This is a genomic window from Tateyamaria sp., from assembly GCF_039945315.1.
Lineage (GTDB): Bacteria > Pseudomonadota > Alphaproteobacteria > Rhodobacterales > Rhodobacteraceae > Tateyamaria.
Genome location: NZ_JBDUXB010000038.1, coordinates 226,910 through 244,483, shown reverse-complemented (window position 1 = coordinate 244,483; position 17,574 = coordinate 226,910). Strand labels below are relative to the sequence as shown.

Genomic DNA, 17,574 nt, shown 5'->3' with positions numbered 1-17,574 from the left:
CGGCTTTACTCTTCGTTGTAACGATAGCCGATGCCGTAAAGCGTCTCAATCGCGGAAAACTCATCATCTGCACTACGCATCTTCTTGCGCAGGCGCTTGATGTGGCTGTCGATGGTGCGGTCGTCAACGTAGACTTGGTCGTCATAAGCGACGTCCATCAACTGATCGCGCGACTTCACAAATCCAGGACGCTGAGCAAGTGCTTGCAACAGAAGGAATTCGGTGACAGTCAGCGACACGTCTTTGCCCTTCCAGGCGACTGCGTGGCGCAGCGGGTCCATCCGCAAATCACCACGTTCCATAACCTTGGTTTCTTCGGTGTCACCGACAATGTCGCCAGCAACAGCATCCTGACGGCGCAACAGTGCGCGAATGCGTTCGACGAGGAGACGCTGAGAAAACGGTTTCTTGACGTAGTCGTCCGCACCCATTCGAAGGCCGAGTACTTCATCAATCTCATCGTCCTTGGAGGTAAGGAAAATCACCGGCATCGTCGTCTTCTGACGCAGACGCTGTAACAAATCCATGCCATCCATGCGCGGCATCTTGATATCCAGAACCGCCATATCTGGCAGACGCTTGTTAAAGGCATCCAGTGCGGCCTGCCCATCATTATAAGTCTCGACCTCAAAACCTTCCGCTTCAAGAGTCATCGATACCGACGTCAGGATGTTCCTGTCGTCGTCCACCAATGCAATTTTTGACATTGCCCGTTATCCTTGTGCTGCTCATTATTATATTTTTTTGTCATTGTTCCGGTTTTGGCCTTTCGAATCAATCAATAACTACGAATCAGGGGCCAAAAGTGCCCATACTGTCACCAGAAAATGGTTAGGAATGGCTAAATTGCCGCACATTCCACCTATGCGACCCACCTGATCCGCACTGTTTGCGCAACCTTGGGCCATGATGGCGCTAACTCCGACAAGGTGACTGTTCACCTTTGGAATCCGCATGTTAAGACCCTCGGACAGCGGCCTGCTGGCACTGCCGGACCCTTGGCCACCCTCTGAAACGCAACGCCACAGCGCGACATCAGGAGCATTCACATGACATTTGGACGGGTTAACCCGAACTTCCGCCTCGACGACCAAGGGATAACGGGGCTGGGCAATGTCTATTACAACCTGATCGAACCGGCGCTGATCGAAAGCGCGCTGTCACGCGGCGAAGGAACGCTGGGCAAAGGTGGTACATTTCTGGTCACAACGGGCAAATTCACGGGCCGATCCCCAAAGGATAAACATGTGGTCAACACGCCCAGCGTTGCAGATCACATCTGGTGGGAAAACAACGCGTCGATGTCCCCCGAGGGATTTGACGCCCTCTATGATGACATGCAGGCACATATGCAGGGGCGTGACTACTTTGTTCAGGACCTCGTAGGCGGCGCCGACCCAAGCTACGCGATCAATGTGCGGATGGTCACTGAGCTGGCGTGGCATGGTCTTTTCATCCGTCACCTGCTGCGCCGCCCCGATGCCGAAGACATCGCCGATTTTGTCGCTGACTTCACGGTGATCAACTGTCCGTCCTTTCAGGCGGACCCGGCTAAACACGATTGCCAATCTGAAACGGTGATCGCGATGAACTTTGATCGCAAGCTGATCCTGATCGGCGGGACAGAGTATGCTGGCGAAAATAAGAAGTCAGTTTTCACGCTTCTAAACTACCTGCTGCCCGAACGTGGCGTGATGCCCATGCACTGTTCGGCCAACCATGCGCACGGCAATCCCGTGGACACCGCTGTGTTCTTCGGCTTGTCCGGCACAGGCAAAACAACGCTGTCCGCCGATCCGGGTCGCACTCTGATTGGCGACGACGAACACGGCTGGTCCGATCGCGGCACCTTCAATTTCGAGGGCGGATGTTACGCTAAGACGATTAACCTGAGCGCCGAGGCCGAGCCGGAAATCTACGCCACAACCGAGAAATTCGGCACAGTGATTGAAAACATGGTGTTTGATAAGGACACCAAAGAACTGGATTTCGACGATGACAGCCTCACGGCGAACATGCGTTGCGCCTATCCGCTCCACTATATCTCGAATGCATCCGCTTCTGCTCTTGGAGGTCATCCAAAGAACATCATCATGCTGACATGTGATGCCTTCGGCGTGCTGCCTCCAATCGCGCGGTTGTCGCCAGCGCAAGCTATGTATCACTTTCTGTCCGGGTTCACCGCCAAGGTTGCTGGCACAGAGCGCGGCGTGACTGAACCACAGCCAACATTCTCAACCTGCTTTGGCGCGCCGTTCATGCCGCGCCGGCCAGAAGAGTATGGTAAGTTGTTGCAAGACAAGATCGCCAAGCACGGGGCGTCTTGCTGGTTGGTCAACACCGGCTGGACGGGTGGTGCATACGGGACGGGCAGCCGAATGCCGATCCGTGCCACCCGTGCTCTGCTTACAGCTGCACTCGATGGTACCCTTGCAGCCGGAGAGTTTCGAAAGGACGCGAATTTCGGGTTTGACGTGCCAGTGTCGGTACCCGGTGTGGCTGACATCCTGTTGGACCCACGGCGCACGTGGGACGATGGTGCGGCCTATGACCGCCAGGCAGCAAAGCTGGTCGACATGTTTTCTAACAACTTCGAACAGTACCTGCCCCACATCGATGATGACGTGAGAGCGGCCGCCATCGGATAAATATACAGGCGGAGATCAGGCCGCTGCGGCGACCTGATCGGCGTAAGGAAGGTCAAGCACGTAGTGCAGGTCTTCACTCGACATGTAGCCCATCGTGCCCTCGAAGGTGTCGGTGCTGCCGTTTATGGCATACTTTAGAGCATTGGGTTCGTTGTGCATGAAACCAAAGCGCGACGAAAACCCCTTGAACGCCAAACTTTTGGCGATGAAGCCGAACGTATAGTCGGGGCGCCAGTGATCCAGCGCAGTCAAAAACGCGAGCTTGCCCAATGCAGGGGACAACAGAGCGCCACGTCTCGGAGAGCAGCCCACCCAAAACTCTCCGTGATATACAATTGTACCCTTCATGCGCGCAGACCCGGGGCCAGGGCGGTAGATCGTGTTGTTGTAATCGATGTCCATTCCCGAAGGCTCAAATTCGCGCAGGTTGCGGCTTAGGTATTCAGCAAGACTGAAGTGCAGTGTGGGGACCGTCTTCATCGCCTGAGTGTGAATAATTTCGCCCGCTTCATTGTGCCCAACCATCCAAATCGCGTTGCGTTCGTTCAGTTCATACTTTGTCGGTTCGAACGGTTCACCCAGGGCGTGGTCAGGGCGCGCAGTGGCCAGCAATTCACGGTATTCCTCAAAATCGGAACCCGACGTGATTTTTACTCCCATGCTCTGCAGCTCATTGTGGCTGGCGGCATAAAGGAAGTGGGCCTTTGATTTATATTGGAAAGTCATAACTTGTCTCCGTGGCATCTTACAGAGGCAACTATAAATCAGATTTTCTATTTGTAGTCGAATTTTGCTAAATTATAGCTGCCTTCATTACGACGTCATCCAGCATGCGCGGTTTGGTGTCTTCGTCCAGTCCAATTATTTCGACATCGTGGTGTCTGTCCACTACCGAAATAAGTGCAAATGTCCCATCCGGGAATCGGCCCGGAAGCAAGAGTCGCTGATAAAAAATAGGGAAATAGGGCCCATCCGGTTCGCGCCGTAACTGCGTGTAAATGTGATCCAGACGCGTATTCTGATGCAACGCTGCGTCCTCAAAAGGAGAGATCATAAGGTGTGCAAAATCGTCACCACCGGGCAAAACATGCATGTTACGACCCAGACTTGAGCGAGCTGCCGCCCATCCAGACCACGTCACATAAGAGGATTCATCGCCGATTTCGATGCATATCCAACCGTTTGGCGAATCACGGTAGACCATGAAATAAGGCCGGACATCGCGCATCAAATCCGACTCAAGTTCGCCATCGGACAGGGCCCAAGCGCGAAATGCGGCCTTCATCAACGGACGCTCCAACGACCATATGTCGCTCATTGGGCGTTGTTGCATCCAGAAAGAGCGGCCCTCGGGCAGCTCGGCAAACACGTTTTCCAATCCGTTGCGATGGCTGATCTGCCCCAATAGCCAAGACTGCCCACGCGCCAGCAAATCGAGCGCTTCAGGCAGAGCTTTGCGACCCGCCTCAGTCAAATGGTATTGGCGGTTTTCTAAAGTAAATAGCGCCTCACCCCTGGCCGCCTCAAGATGTGCGATATGACGGCGCACCGTTTGACGGGTACTGTTCAATTCGGCCACGGCATGCGAAAGATTCAGTGTTTCCGCCAAAGTCGTATACGACCGGATCATCTCAAACAGCAGCGGCTGATTAAGTGTCGCTAGACTTTCGTTGGCTTCATTCATGATAAAAACAGCCATGGGTGATTGGTAATACGTTACGGTTATACAAATCATACAATAATGCAACATTGACGTGTAGTATATGTAAAAATCTAGTCAATTGATCCGAATTGCTGTTTCGCCGATCACGGGTAGGCAAACAACCAGAGGTAACCAGTTCATGTCCCATCCCGTAGATGTCCACGTTGGAAAACGCTTGAAGCAAATCAGAACACTGCGCCGCATGTCGCAGACTGATGTCGCTAAACGGCTCGACCTGTCTTTTCAGCAGATCCAAAAATATGAAATCGGATCCAACCGAGTTGCTGCCAGCCGCTTGTTTGAACTTTCCCGCATTCTAGACGTGCCAACATCGTACTTTTTCGAAGGCATCGTAGAACCGGACGCGGCAACCGACCGCGACAACAGCCTTGATATCGTGAATGCATTGGCTGCAATCGAAGACGAAAAGATCAAGTCACGCATCGTCACATTCATCGAAGATGTGTCTGGACTGACCGTCGCGCGGCGCGCGTCCTAAGTCGTCAGAGACCTTACTGATCAGGTTCATCCCCACAAAATGCAGCGCCAAAAGTGTTGCTTTTTGAACACCGCCTGATCAATTCGGTCCGACACTTTCCCGCTCAGCGATTGCCCCATTAGGGCAGGCGCGATCAGCGCAGCGCTGAGCGGGAGTGTTTCCCCCCCGATCTCGATGGCTCCAGCAAGAGGAATCACACCAAGGTCGCGTATGACGCCTTGAGCAACCCTCTGCTCTGACTTTCCCGCGCCTAGGACTACCAGATCTGATTCCGTCGGTACCCCCCTTAACCGAAAAGCTGCCCACGAATCCGGCAAGAGCGCCAACCCCTGCCCTGAAAACCCAGAACTTCCTGTACAAAATTCAGACTCCATACGACCACCTGCAACGCCGCCAACACGCCCACCAGTGCGGAAATCAGATCGTACAATTCTTGGATGAACGGCACCCGAACCAGTTGCCACCCACAATCAGTCCGATTGCTGCATCCATTGATCCCCCCAGAATCACTGTGCCGAAGTCATTGCGAGCCCGATTCTCTGTCCAAATGCCTGGATTCTATTCGCCACCAGTGACGGGGGAATCAGTCCATCAAGTGTCGATTTCGGATTATTGGAGGGTGAAAGCCCGCAAAATCATCATCATCGCGATGGCAAAACGTACCCGGCCGCCGCATATAGAGTTTTATCTAGCAGCGGCAAAAGAAATGGCTGCGCAATAATAGAACAATTGGACGCGTCCAAATGAATTTAAGTTGCGCTGCACTTGCAAAATAGTTAGGACGGCAGAAACCCAGATCGAGGAGCCGCGCCATGGCACATGATGGACAGGATATGAGCACCACAACCCCCGTTTTGCTGGACGATCTGCTGGCGCTGACAGGCGCGGCCATTTCTCCGGTTGAGGCAATTACCGAACTTGCGCGCACCAAATTGCGAGAAGAGTTAAGCACCGATGGTCGTGTGTCTTCACACCTTGTCGAAGAAAACCAAACAGCCGCCCATGGTTTGGCGTGGCTTGCCACCTACGCGCAGGCGCTGCGCCAGATGCACAACTGGGCATCAACACTCGAATCACAGTCAAAGTTTGGCGAGGTGGAGGCGCTGATTCTCCAAATCACCTTCGGTGAATACCTTTGGCAGATCTATGGCGGCCTGCAAATGAACCAGGGCGAGATGCTGCGCCCACAGGACATGGGTCTGTCCCAGGACGATATGCGTGCCATGATGGAACCCGCTGTCATGACCCTGACCCAAGGTGGCAACACGCAAGCTGCACGTTTGCGCCTTGTCGATCTCATGCAGGAACGCAGCGCCGAAATCACTGTCGGTGCAACCGGACTGGACGAAGAACTTGAGATGATTCGCGACCAGTTCCGCCGCTACGCAGTCGAAAAGGTCGAACCTTTCGCCCATGACTGGCACCTCAAAGACGAACTGATCCCGATGGAAGTGATCGAAGAACTTGCCGAAATGGGAGTATTTGGACTGACCATACCCGAAGAATACGGCGGATTTGGTCTGTCAAAGGCTTCGATGTGTGTGGTCAGCGAAGAGTTATCACGCGGTTACATAGGTGTCGGATCGCTCGGCACCCGATCCGAAATCGCGGCCGAATTGATCATCGCAGGTGGCACAGAGGAACAAAAAGCTAAGTGGCTGCCGCGTTTGGCCAGTGCCGAAACGTTGCCAACGGCGGTATTTACTGAACCAAACACAGGCTCTGACCTCGGCGCGTTGCGCACGCGCGCGGTCAAGGATGACAACGGCGACTACACAATCACTGGCAACAAGACCTGGATTACCCACGCGACCCGCACGCAGGTGATGACTCTGCTGGCGCGCACCGATCCCGACACGACAGATTACAAAGGCCTGTCTATGTTCCTGGCCGAAAAGACCCCCGGCGACGATGCAAACCCCTTTCCCACCGAAGGCATGACAGGCGGCGAGATCGAAGTTCTGGGCTATCGCGGCATGAAGGAATACGAACTTGCCTTTGACGGGTTTAAAGTCAAAAGCGAAAACCTGTTGGGCGGTGAAACAGGCAAGGGCTTCAAACAGTTGATGGAGACGTTCGAATCCGCCCGCATCCAGACAGCGGCCCGTGCAATAGGCGTTGCGCAATCCGCGCTCGATATCTCGATGCAATACGCTCAGGACCGCAAGCAATTTAGCAAATCCTTAGTCAACTTCCCCCGTGTGGCCAACAAGCTGGCAATGATGGCAGTCGAGATCATGGTGGCTCGGCAACTGACCTATTTCTCGGCCTTCGAGAAGGACGAAGGGCGGCGCTGTGATGTAGAAGCTGGCATGGCCAAGTTGCTTGGCGCTCGAGTTGCATGGGCTGCCGCGGACAACGGGCTGCAAATCCATGGCGGTAACGGCTTTGCGCTGGAGTACAAGATTTCCCGCGTGCTGTGTGACGCCCGAATTCTGAATATCTTTGAAGGTGCTGCTGAAATTCAGGCGCAGGTCATCGCCCGCAGGCTACTGGGTTAGGCACAGCCATTTTCCGATATTGGAAAATGCCACCGAGACTCGATTGAGGTTCCAACGTACCGCTTGATTGACGTGCGCGACAAAACCTCCACAGTGCGGTCATGCTAACTTTTGCCGCTGCAGTCTTTTTTCTGATCATCACACCGGGTCCCGGAGTGCTGTCCGCCGCAGGTGTTGGCGCAGCCTATGGAATGCGGTCAGGTCTGCGATATGTGCTTGGCCTGTTCATCGGAAACAATCTGGTCATTCTGGCTGTCGTATCAGGTCTAGCAGCACTGGTACTGGCCAACCCAGTTGTCCGCACTGTGTTGTTCGCGCTGTCCACCGCATACCTGCTGTATCTGGCCATGCGGATCGCACTGGCAGGATCAAAGCTTGCCTTTGCACCTGCACAAAAGGAACCCGGCGTACTTGCGGGGATCCTATTGCAACCGATCAATCCCAAAGCTTACGCCGTGAACACCGCGTTGTTTTCAGGATTTGCTATTATGCCTGACGCATTGGTTGCCGAGGCAATATGGAAACTGCTGATCGTGAACGCAATCTGGGTGCCAATCCACGTGATCTGGGTCTGGTTTGGCGTCCGGCTGAAGGCGCTAGACCTCGCACCCGCGCGCCAAAAACTGATCAACTTCGCGATGGCCGCGTCAATGCTGTTGGTTGTCGGATTGGCGATCTGGTCAGAACTGACCACCTGACAGGCTGCAAAACCGGATAAGCCAACACTTTTACTCATTCATGAGACCAACATACGCTGCCCACTGTCAAGGCGGCGTGTAAACAAGAAAACCGCTCTCATCTGGAACAGTTTTCGCCCTCAACATAGGCGAACGCGCGTCTCAAATGTGCGGACAAACGCCCAAATGAGAACGCCGCGCGGCTTTGTGTTGCACTGCAGCATACTTGGACGTATCGCGGAAGTATGGCTAAAACTCCTCTCTCCCCCGCCGCATGGATCGAAGCCGGTCTGACGCAACTGACTGCCATCGGGCCAATGGCCCTAAGAGCAGAACCGCTATCGCGTCACCTTAAAACGTCCAAGGGATCGTTTTACTGGCACTTCAAAGACGTACCTGCCTTTCAGGCCGCATTGCTGGCCGAATGGAAAGACCGCGCCATGGCCCAACTGGCCGAAGACGCCAGCATGGGCGGATCCGACACCGACAAGATGATTCGGTTCGGCCAAAGCGTTCAGGGTGACAAAGCAGGTCCGGCGCTGCGTGCTTGGGCGCAGTCCGACAAATCCGTGGCCAAGACCATTGCTACAGTCGATGACGCGCGCCTCGAACAACTGATTGGCCTGATGAAGACCATCGGTGTCACCAACGACGACTTTGCCAAGGCTGCTTACGGCGCGCTTGTGGGTCTGAAACAAATGAAAAGCGATGATGGCGATGCACTGGTCGCCTTTGCGGCCCTCGTTGATCTGGTGATGGCGCTCAAGTGATGCGCCTTGTCGCGGTGGCCTTGCTTGGTCTGATCCCCGCCTGTCAGTCGGACGAAACCGTTGCCGCCTACGGCGGAGCGGATGCGACATGGATTTTGGTGAAAATCGGTGGTGCTCCCTTTGCGGAGAGGGCAACGCTTGAGTTCGGCGAGGACGGGCAAGTGTCAGGCCAAGCGCCTTGCAACCGCTTCACCTTCACCAACTCACTGCCCTATCCTTGGTTTGAAACAGGCCCGATTGCGGCAACCAAAATGGCATGCCCGAACCTTGAGGCCGAAAATACGTTTCTTACCAGCCTCAGCGCAATGACCCGGGTCGTCATCGCTGACGGACAAATGGTAATGGCCAATGACGAAGGCGGCGAGATGGTGTTCAAACCGTCCGAGTGAACGCATCCACAAATCGCGCCCGCGCGTCTGGCAAAGGCTTGTTGCCCAAATCCGGCGCAAGGTGATTGTTAAGAAAATACCCCGTCGTTTCTAGCGCTTGCGCCACTTCTATATCTGGCGCATCGCCAACGCCCCGCAGCACATCAGGCAAAGCCAACAAACGGTCAACCCACGTTCCAGCGCCCGTACGCGACACGGCCCGCCCCGTTTTGGGCGAGACATAGGCCAAATCTTCAGTTGCACCGGTCACAGCACACGCGCTCAGATCAAGGCCAAAACCCATTTCTTCCAACAAGGCTACTTCCCACTGCAGATAGGCCAGTGGCCACACGTCGTTCTGCCCCAGCAGGTCCAAAAGTTGCTCGGTTCGGCGATAGAGTGGTCCATGCGCCTCGCGTTCAGGCAAACAAAAACACAGAATACTGGTGACAGCATTCAGCCCCGACAACGCCAGTCGGTCCCCCATCACAAGAGCAGCGCGGCTGCGTACCGGCTCGACCACAAAGGATCCGATGTGATCTTCGAGCCGAGCCCGCCAGGCGACATCCAACTGCGCGCCAGGTTGAAGGATTGGCGCAACCTTGCGACTGGCACCACCGCGGACGACCCCGGCATGACGTCCCTTTTCCTCACTGAATACGTCAATAATCGCGCTGGTTTCTCCGTGGCGGCGCACGCTCAGCAATATCGCCGTGCCGCGCCATTCCATCTCAGGCCAGCCCTTCCTGATCAAGGAGATGGCGACCAGCACGGTCTTCCACCTCAATCACCCAAAGATCTGGGTCAAAGCCACGCTGGCGCGCGACAGCTTCATCAACGTCCGGTTCCGAACCAGAGGCCAGTTCAGCCCAGACTCGGGTATCGGTCATCAGATCAAACGACCGCTGGTACAAAACCGCGTTCCCATCGAGCGTATTGAGCTTGACCAAAACCGCACCGCCAGTGTCATCCCCATGCGTCACAACAAAGGCAGGTATGTCTGCGAACCGCAGGCGTGCCAAATAGGCGTCCACCCAAAACCTTGAGGTCAGCCGCGCCACACCCTGCCCCACTTCTCTGTTTCCAAAAAATCCTCCCCGAAGGGCCGGTGGGCGGAAATCTCAGGCATTTCCATCTTTGAAGTTTAGCCCCATTTCGGAATAGCGCTCTGCCTCTTCCTGCCACTTCTCACGTACTTTGACTTGCAAAAACAGGTGCACTTTACGGCCAAGAAACTCAGTCAATTCAGCCCGCGCGGACTGGCTGACGCTCTTGATTGTCTCGCCTTTGTTGCCCAGCACGATACCTTTGTGGCCGTCCCGACTGACATAGACGATCTGATCCACACGGGCCGAACCGTCCTTGCGTTCTTCCCAATTTTCCGTCTCGACGGTCAGTTGATAGGGTAGTTCCTGATGCAGACGCAGGGTCAGCTTTTCGCGAGTAATCTCGGCCGCGATCATGCGCATGGGCAAATCTGCGATCTGGTCTTCGGGGTAAAGCCACGGTCCTTCAGGCACTTGCCCTGCGAGCCATTGGCGCAGAACGTCCACTCCGTGTCCCTTCTCTGCAGAGATCATGAAAGTCTCAGCAAAATCGAATTCCGCGTTCAGCTTCTCAGCCAGCCCCAGCAAAACAGGCGCCTCGACGCGATCTATCTTGTTGATCGCCAGCGCGATCGTGCGCCCTTTGCCAACATCCGCCAAGCCTTCAAGGATGCGGCCGACGCCTTCGCTCAAGCCCCGATGCGCCTCGATCATCAACACCACGACGTCCGCATCTGCAGCCCCCCCCCACGCCGCAGCGACCATCGCGCGGTCCAGACGGCGGCGGGGTTGAAACAGTCCGGGCGTGTCCACGAATACGATCTGGCTTTCGCCCTCCATCGCGACACCGCGAATACGGGCACGGGTCGTTTGAACTTTGTGGGTGACGATGCTGACCTTGGCCCCAACCATACGGTTAAGCAAAGTGGACTTGCCTGCGTTGGGCTCTCCGATCAGGGCGACGAAACCGGCGCGGGTGCTCATGTGTCTTGCTCCAATTGGGCCAACAGGGCCTTGGCGGCAGCCTGTTGTGCATCGCGTTTCGACCCAGCCGTGGCCGTGGCCGTTTGTCCGCCGTCAAGTTGCGCAGCAATGGTGAAAACCGGCGCGTGATCCGGACCAGTACGCGCGGTTTCAACATAAGTAGGCGGGGCAAGACCCCGGGCCTGCGCCCACTCCTGCAAGGCGGTCTTTGCATCGCGGGCATCTTCTTCGACGCGCGTAATCCGCGTGCCCCAGAGCCGCAGGATCAAACCCCGAGCCGTATCAAAGCCGGCGTCAAGATAGACCGCCGCGATCACTGCCTCAACCGCGTCACCCAACAATGCCTGCTTGCGCCGCCCACCGGACATCATCTCGGAGCGGCCCAACCTCAGTACATCACCCAAGGCAATGTCGCGGGCGACATCAGCACATGTTTCTTTGCGCACAAGTGCGTTGAAACGCGGCGCCAACGTGCCTTCCGGCGCGCCCTTATCAGCCTCAAGCAACGCCTCGGCCATCACCAGACCCAGCACACGATCCCCAAGAAACTCCAAGCGCTGATTGTCACCGCGCGTCGGTGAGGAAATGGAAGCATGGGTGACCGCCTCGATCAGCAGATCAGGCTTGGCAAAGCTGTGCCCTATGCGCCCCTCAAAGGCTTGAAGGTCCGCGCCCAGCTTCACTCGATCCCCTTAAAGAACCGATCCCCGCGCCATGTCCAGAAGAACAGCATCGAGCGGCCTGCGGACGAAAACACAATGCGATCCGCGCGGCCAATCAGGTTTTCATAAGGCACAAACCCAACGCCCCCGGCCAATTGGGCCAGGCGGCTGTCAGACGAGTTGTCGCGGTTGTCACCCATAAAGAAGTATTCGCCCTCAGGCACCCGGAACACAGAGGTGTTGTCAGAACCTTGCACGGTGACGTTCAGAACAACATGAGACGACCCGTCAGGGAGTGTCTCGACAAAGCGCGACTTGGTACAGGCCGCCCCCTGCCCAACCGCACCGCTTTCGCAGCGTGGCGTCAAACCTTGAGGGCCTTGGGGTTCGAACACTTCAGAGAAAGTGCCCGCCGGTTCTTGCGGTAGCGGTTCCCCGTTGAGGATCACGACGCCGTCTTTCACCTGAATGGTGTCGCCGGGCAGACCGATGACACGCTTGATAAAGTCCGATCCGGAAATGGGATGACGGAACACCACCACATCGCCGCGCTCAGGCTCACCGGCCAAAACCCGCGTGTTGTCACGATCCAAAAATCCGCAGATGGATTTTGCGTCGAGCCCAATGAACGGGATCGAGGGGCAGGAAGCATAAGAATACCCGTAAGCCATCTTGTTCACGAACAAAAAATCCCCGATCAGCAGGGTCTCTTTCATCGACCCGGACGGAATCCAGAAAGGCTGGAAAAACAGGGTGCGGAACACACCTGCGATCAGCAGCGCATAGACGATGGTCTTGATCGTATCGACGACACCGCCTTCTTTTTTTTCCTTGGCTGCCATCTGGCGCTCCTGCTCGGGTCTGATTTCAAGGGTACATGCGGGTGCCTGCCTGCGCTGTCAAGCCGGACGCGCACCGTGGCGCCTGTCTAGGTCTGATCTTCACCAATCGGGCGCGCCTCGATCAGCACAAAGGCCTGCGCCCACGGGTGGTCATCCGTAAGTGTGACGTGAATGATCGCCTCATGCCCCGCGGGCGTCATTTCCGCCAATCGCTTTGCCGCCCAACCGGTGACTTGCATAACGGGCTGCCCAGTACCCAGGTTGCTCACTGCCATATCTTTCCACGCGATCCCCATGCGAAGGCCGGTGCCCAGCGCTTTCGAGCATGCCTCTTTCGCGGCCCAGCGTTTGGCATAAGTTCCGGGGGTATCGGCGCGCCGTTCGGCCTTGGCCTGTTCAATGTCCGTGAACACGCGGTTGCGAAACCGGTCGCCAAATCGCTCGAGTGTCTTCTCGATCCGCTCGATGTTGGCCAAATCTGTTCCGATGCCCAGGATCATTGCAGGCGCGCCGTCAGTATTTTGATGCTGGTAAAACCAAAGAACCCGGCAAAGGCCAGATCAAACCAGCGGCGCATGGTTGCATAGGCGGCCACGATGCGCGCGTTGGAAAACAGAAAGGCATAACCGATAAAGATCAGGATCGAACCCGCGTAAAGCAGTCCAAAGCACTGAAACACCATCACGGGTGCTGCATCAGCGGGCAGTGCAATCGCATAAATTGACCCCCAGCTGAGGATCGCCTTTGGATTGGTAATGTGGATCGCCGCACCTTTCAGGAACAGGGAGCGCGCACTACCCTTGAAGGGCGTTCCTGCGCCGGCGTTCCCACCAGCCCGTGCACTTTTGAGCGCTTTGAGCGCGACCCACGCAAGATAGGCCGCCCCGGCGTATCGGATGATTTCGAAAACCCAAACATGGGTCAGCATAATCGCGGTCAGGCCAAGCGCTGCCGCGATTCCCCAACTGGCCGAGCCTGCAAGGATACCGAGCGCGAAGGCCAAGCCCGACCGGCGCCCGGACGCCATCGCCGTTCCTGCGATACCCATCGTTGCCGGCCCGGGTGAACCCCCGGCCAAAAGCCAGGCAATCCAAATAACGATGAATTCAGGCCCCACTATGATTACCCATCTTGCGCGCGTGCCGGAACAAAGCAAAGAGCGAGCAGCGCCCTCATGCGGCGGTTGCGCTGCGCGCCTCGTCCATCAGACGGCGCATCTCTCGAATGGCCGGATCCAGCCCGCGAAAAATAGCCTCACCGATCAGAAAATGGCCAATATTCAACTCCATGGCCTCGGGGAAAGCCGCAACCGGCTTGACCGTCTCATATGTCAGGCCGTGGCCCACATGGACCTCAAGACCGAGATCATGTGCAAAGGTGCTCATCTCACGCATTGCCTCCAACTCGCGGTCACGTTCGTCAAAGCGACCTTCGTGATGAGCATCGCAATAGGCGCCTGAGTGCAATTCGATTACTTGCGCGCCAATCCTGTGTGCTGCTTCTATCTGGCGTTTGTCCGCAGCAATAAAGATCGACACGCGGCACCCTGCATCGCGCAAAGGTGCGATATAATGGGCAAGGCGGTTTTCATCACGGGCGACCTCCAGGCCACCTTCGGTCGTACGCTCTTCCCGCTTTTCCGGGACGATGCAAACGGCGTGGGGTTTGTGACGCAAGGCGATGGCTTGCATTTCTTCTGTGGCGGCCATTTCAAAATTCAGGGGCACGCTCAACACGTCCATGAGTCCCCCGATATCCGCATCCGAGATATGGCGGCGATCTTCTCGTAAATGTGCTGTAATTCCGTCGGCACCTGCGGTTTCGGCAATGCGCGCGGCACGCAGTGGATCAGGGGTGTCGCCACCACGTGCATTGCGCACAGTGGCCACGTGGTCGATGTTCACGCCAAGGCGCAGCTTACCAGAATAATCGGTCATCGCAGGTTCCTCTCTGATCACTCACTGGCAACTTAGAACGTTCGTGTGAAACTGAAAATGCAGAGACGACGAATAATTTCGCACAAACAAGCGTGCCTCTAGTCGGCCTTCTTCTTGCGATCGATCGATTTTGCTGCTGCCTTGGCTTTGAGAGCTTCAAACTTGGCTTTGATCGCCCCTTTGCGCCGCTTTTGATAGGCGCGGATCACCGGGACAGACAGGTAATAACAAACGGTCGCAACTATGACCCCCGGGATTATTCCACCAACAAGGTAGGGAAAGAATATCTCGTCATAAAAGCGGGCCAATGCTGTCCAGTCGCGCGGTTCACCCAAAATAACGTGTTTGAGGTTTTGCCACAGATCACCGCCTGCATCGACAAACTTGCCTCCGAACGAACGTTCGGTGCCTTCCTTCATTTCAGACCCAAGGAGCCAGTGCCCGGTCTGCAGAGACACGATGCCAATAGGTACATACGTCAACGGGTTGCCAAAGAACGTCGCCATCAGACTGGCGATAATGTTGCCGCGCATGATCGTTGCGAAGAACATCGCGACAAAGAAATGCAGGCCATAAAACGGGGTAAATGTGGTAAACACGCCGGCCCAAATCCCGCGCGCTATCTTTTCCGGAGTGTCCGGCAGCCGGCGCACCCGGTGGTTTACATATTGAAAAGCACGCGACCATCCACCGCGCGGCCAGATAAACTCCTGGAGCGCGCGAAAGAATGTCTTGGGGTCGCGGCGCTTGAACACCAATGTCTCGCCTTCCTCAAGCGGTCCGAGGCGCTGTCGTCGCCTGCACCGCATTCGGCGCAGACTGACGATACCGCTCAATGGCCGCAACATCACTTTCTGCCGCAAGCGCTCCCACCAATGTGTGCAGATGCTCGGCGTCTCGCAGTTCCACATAGATCAGCAAACGATAAAAGTCAGGTTTGCGATCCATAAATTCAAGGTCCGAGATATTGGCATGGCTTTCGCCAATCAATGTGCAAATTCGTCCCAGTACCCCCGCGTCGTTGCCGATAGTGACATCCAACGTAGCGCCGTAGACGGCGGCATGGCTGCCTTCGTGCCAATGCAGGTCCAGCCAGCGGTCAGGCTGGTTGTCATATTCGACCAGCCGCACGCAGTCGATGGCGTGCACAACCACCCCTTCGCCACGAAAAGTGATGCCCACAATTCGCTCGCCCGGCAGGGGTTGGCAACACGTGGCGCGCTGGAATTTCTGGCCCGGTAATAGACCGATGACCGCCCGGCGCGCATCCACGACGTTGCCCGGTTTTGGTTGCAAGTCCGGATAGATCGCCTGAACAACCTCGCGGCCAGTCAGCTCAGCAGAACCGAGTCGTGCCAACACCTCGTCCGAACTGCCAAGGCGCAACTGCTTTGCTGCTGCTTCCAGTGCCTTGTCCGTCGCCTTTTTGCGCACATGGGCAAAAGCCGAGCGGGCCAGTTCCCGCCCCAGAGTGATAAACCGATCGCGGTCCGCTTCACGCAGGGACCGCCTGATGGCCGCTTTGGCTTTGCCTGTGGTTGCGATGTCCAACCACGTCGTCTGCGGGGTCTGCCCCTCGGCTGTGATGATGTCGACGGATTGGCCGTTCTTGATCCGGGTCCACAAGGGCACGCGCATGTTGTCGATCTTTGCCCCGACGCAAGCATTGCCGATGCGTGTGTGGATCGCATAGGCGAAGTCTATGGGTGTCGCACCACGGGGCAGCTTCACGACCTCGCCTTTGGGGGTAAAGCAAAACACCTGATCTGAGTACATTTCCAGTTTGACCGCCTCGAGGAAATCCTCGTGGTCATCCTCGCCGTCAAACTGTTCTGTCAGCTGTGCAATCCACTTGGCCGGATCCACGGCAAACGGGTTCTGGCCGCGCACACCGTCACGATAGGACCAATGCGCCGCCACCCCTGTTTCGGCAACGTCGTGCATCTGATGGGTTCTGATCTGCACTTCGACACGTTTTCCATCGCGCCCCGACACAGTCGCGTGAATCGACCTGTAGCCGTTGGTTTTTGGCTGGCTGATATAGTCCTTGAACCGGCCCGGCACGGCGCGCCAGCGTTGGTGGATCGCACCTAGTGTCCGGTAACAGTCTTCTTCTGTTCCTGTGATCACGCGGAAGCCATAGATGTCTGACAGGCGAGAGAACGACTGGTCCTTTTCCTGCATCTTGCGCCAGATCGAATAGGGTTTCTTGGCACGGCCAAACACCTCAGCGCTGATCTGGGCCTTTTCCAATTCGTGGCGCATATCGCCAGTAATGCGTTGGATTACGTCCCCAGTTTCACGCTGCATGGTGATGAACCGGCGGATGATCGAAGACCGCGCCTCGGGGTTGAGGACCTTAAACGCAAGATCCTCCAGCTCCTCACGCATCCACTGCATCCCCATGCGCCCTGCAAGCGGAGCAAAGATGTCCATTGTCTCGCGCGCCTTTTGCACCTGCTTTTCAGCGCGCATCGAGCGGATTGTGCGCATGTTGTGCAAACGGTCCGCCAGTTTGACGAGGATGACGCGCATGTCCTTGGACATTGCCATGAACAACTTGCGAAAATTCTCGGCCTGCTTGGTCTCGACACTGCTGAGTTGCAGGTTGGTCAGCTTGGTGACCCCGTCGACGAGCTTGGCGATTTCTTCGCCAAACATGTCCGAAACTATAGAATAGCTGGCCTTGGTATCCTCGATCGTGTCGTGCAAGAGCGCCGTGATGATCGTGGCATCATCCAGTTGCTGTTCCGTCAGGATAGCAGCCACAGCAACAGGATGGGTGAAATATGGTTCACCCGAATGGCGCATCTGCCCTTCGTGCATCTCTCCGCCAAACTTGTAGGCGGCACGGATCAGGGCCTCGTTTGTCTTTGGATTGTAGTTTCGGACCAGTGCGATCAGATCGTCAGCAGAGATCATCCGGTCCGACCTGTGT

The 17,574-nt window shown here is 56.2% G+C and carries 19 protein-coding genes; 6 read left to right on the top strand and 13 right to left on the bottom strand.

Features of this window, described 5'->3' with window-relative positions; all coding sequences use genetic code 11:
- Window positions 1-5 precede the first annotated feature (5 nt).
- The gene (locus ABJD00_RS12860; RefSeq protein ID WP_108836384.1) at window positions 6-707 is read right to left on the bottom strand and encodes a response regulator transcription factor; all 702 of its coding nucleotides are present in this window, start codon (window positions 705-707) and stop codon (window positions 6-8) included.
- 342 nt (window positions 708-1,049) lie between these two features.
- Here ABJD00_RS12860 and ABJD00_RS12855 point away from each other — a divergent pair, with 342 nt between their 5' ends.
- Window positions 1,050-2,648 (top strand): phosphoenolpyruvate carboxykinase, encoded by a 1,599-nt coding sequence (locus ABJD00_RS12855; protein WP_348420090.1) that lies wholly within the window; start codon window positions 1,050-1,052, stop codon window positions 2,646-2,648.
- Window positions 2,649-2,663: 15 nt separating this feature from the next.
- Here the strand turns inward: ABJD00_RS12855 and ABJD00_RS12850 are convergent, their stop codons facing one another.
- Both ABJD00_RS12850 and ABJD00_RS12845 read right to left on the bottom strand, forming a co-directional pair.
- Window positions 2,664-3,374, bottom strand: a complete 711-nt coding sequence (locus ABJD00_RS12850; protein ID WP_348420091.1) for a hypothetical protein — start codon at window positions 3,372-3,374, stop codon at window positions 2,664-2,666.
- Between the two features lie 67 nt (window positions 3,375-3,441).
- Entirely contained in the window at window positions 3,442-4,332 is an 891-nt protein-coding gene (locus ABJD00_RS12845) for a helix-turn-helix domain-containing protein (protein ID WP_413833663.1), read from the bottom strand.
- Window positions 4,333-4,489: 157 nt separating this feature from the next.
- Between ABJD00_RS12845 and ABJD00_RS12840 the strand changes: the two genes are divergently transcribed.
- From ABJD00_RS12840 to ABJD00_RS12820, 5 genes are all read left to right on the top strand, one after another.
- Complete coding sequence (locus ABJD00_RS12840) at window positions 4,490-4,849, top strand: helix-turn-helix transcriptional regulator (RefSeq protein ID WP_348420093.1); 360 nt, start codon at window positions 4,490-4,492, stop codon at window positions 4,847-4,849.
- An 812-nt stretch (window positions 4,850-5,661) separates the two neighbouring features.
- Window positions 5,662-7,350, top strand: coding sequence for an acyl-CoA dehydrogenase family protein (locus ABJD00_RS12835; RefSeq protein ID WP_413833659.1), 1,689 nt, complete (start codon window positions 5,662-5,664; stop codon window positions 7,348-7,350).
- Between the two features lie 101 nt (window positions 7,351-7,451).
- Window positions 7,452-8,048, top strand: coding sequence for a LysE family translocator (locus ABJD00_RS12830; RefSeq protein ID WP_413833657.1), 597 nt, complete (start codon window positions 7,452-7,454; stop codon window positions 8,046-8,048).
- 224 nt (window positions 8,049-8,272) lie between these two features.
- Complete coding sequence (locus ABJD00_RS12825) at window positions 8,273-8,797, top strand: TetR/AcrR family transcriptional regulator (protein ID WP_413833654.1); 525 nt, start codon at window positions 8,273-8,275, stop codon at window positions 8,795-8,797.
- Entirely contained in the window at window positions 8,797-9,186 is a 390-nt protein-coding gene (locus tag ABJD00_RS12820; protein WP_413833652.1) for an META domain-containing protein, read from the top strand. The genes ABJD00_RS12825 and ABJD00_RS12820 overlap by 1 nt, the downstream gene beginning before the upstream one ends.
- Here the strand turns inward: ABJD00_RS12820 and recO are convergent.
- From recO to ABJD00_RS12770, 10 genes are all read right to left on the bottom strand, one after another.
- Entirely contained in the window at window positions 9,170-9,895 is a 726-nt protein-coding gene (recO, locus tag ABJD00_RS12815; protein WP_413833711.1) for a DNA repair protein RecO, read from the bottom strand. The genes ABJD00_RS12820 and recO overlap by 17 nt on opposite strands.
- A 1-nt stretch (window position 9,896) precedes the next feature.
- Window positions 9,897-10,226 carry a DUF1491 family protein gene (locus ABJD00_RS12810; protein WP_413833649.1) on the bottom strand — a complete coding sequence of 110 codons (330 nt, stop codon included), beginning with the start codon at window positions 10,224-10,226 and terminating at the stop codon, window positions 9,897-9,899.
- A gap of 60 nt (window positions 10,227-10,286) precedes the next feature.
- A complete protein-coding gene (gene era / locus ABJD00_RS12805; RefSeq protein WP_413833647.1) occupies window positions 10,287-11,195 on the bottom strand; it encodes a GTPase Era in 909 nt (302 codons plus the stop codon).
- Window positions 11,192-11,878, bottom strand: a complete 687-nt coding sequence (gene rnc, locus ABJD00_RS12800; RefSeq protein WP_413833645.1) for a ribonuclease III — start codon at window positions 11,876-11,878, stop codon at window positions 11,192-11,194. Before rnc ends, era begins: the two co-directional genes overlap by 4 nt.
- Window positions 11,875-12,699 (bottom strand): signal peptidase I, encoded by an 825-nt coding sequence (gene lepB / locus ABJD00_RS12795; protein ID WP_413833642.1) that lies wholly within the window; start codon window positions 12,697-12,699, stop codon window positions 11,875-11,877. The genes rnc and lepB overlap by 4 nt, the downstream gene beginning before the upstream one ends.
- 86 nt (window positions 12,700-12,785) lie before the next feature.
- Entirely contained in the window at window positions 12,786-13,199 is a 414-nt protein-coding gene (acpS, locus tag ABJD00_RS12790) for a holo-ACP synthase (protein WP_413833639.1), read from the bottom strand.
- The gene (locus ABJD00_RS12785; RefSeq protein ID WP_413833636.1) at window positions 13,196-13,816 is read right to left on the bottom strand and encodes a LysE family translocator; all 621 of its coding nucleotides are present in this window, start codon (window positions 13,814-13,816) and stop codon (window positions 13,196-13,198) included. Before ABJD00_RS12785 ends, acpS begins: the two co-directional genes overlap by 4 nt.
- Window positions 13,817-13,871: 55 nt before the next feature.
- Window positions 13,872-14,636, bottom strand: coding sequence for a pyridoxine 5'-phosphate synthase (locus tag ABJD00_RS12780; protein ID WP_413833634.1), 765 nt, complete (start codon window positions 14,634-14,636; stop codon window positions 13,872-13,874).
- A gap of 98 nt (window positions 14,637-14,734) precedes the next feature.
- Entirely contained in the window at window positions 14,735-15,394 is a 660-nt protein-coding gene (locus tag ABJD00_RS12775; protein WP_413833632.1) for a DUF2062 domain-containing protein, read from the bottom strand.
- Between the two features lie 13 nt (window positions 15,395-15,407).
- A complete protein-coding gene (locus tag ABJD00_RS12770) occupies window positions 15,408-17,558 on the bottom strand; it encodes a RelA/SpoT family protein (RefSeq protein WP_413833629.1) in 2,151 nt (716 codons plus the stop codon).
- Window positions 17,559-17,574 lie beyond the last annotated feature (16 nt).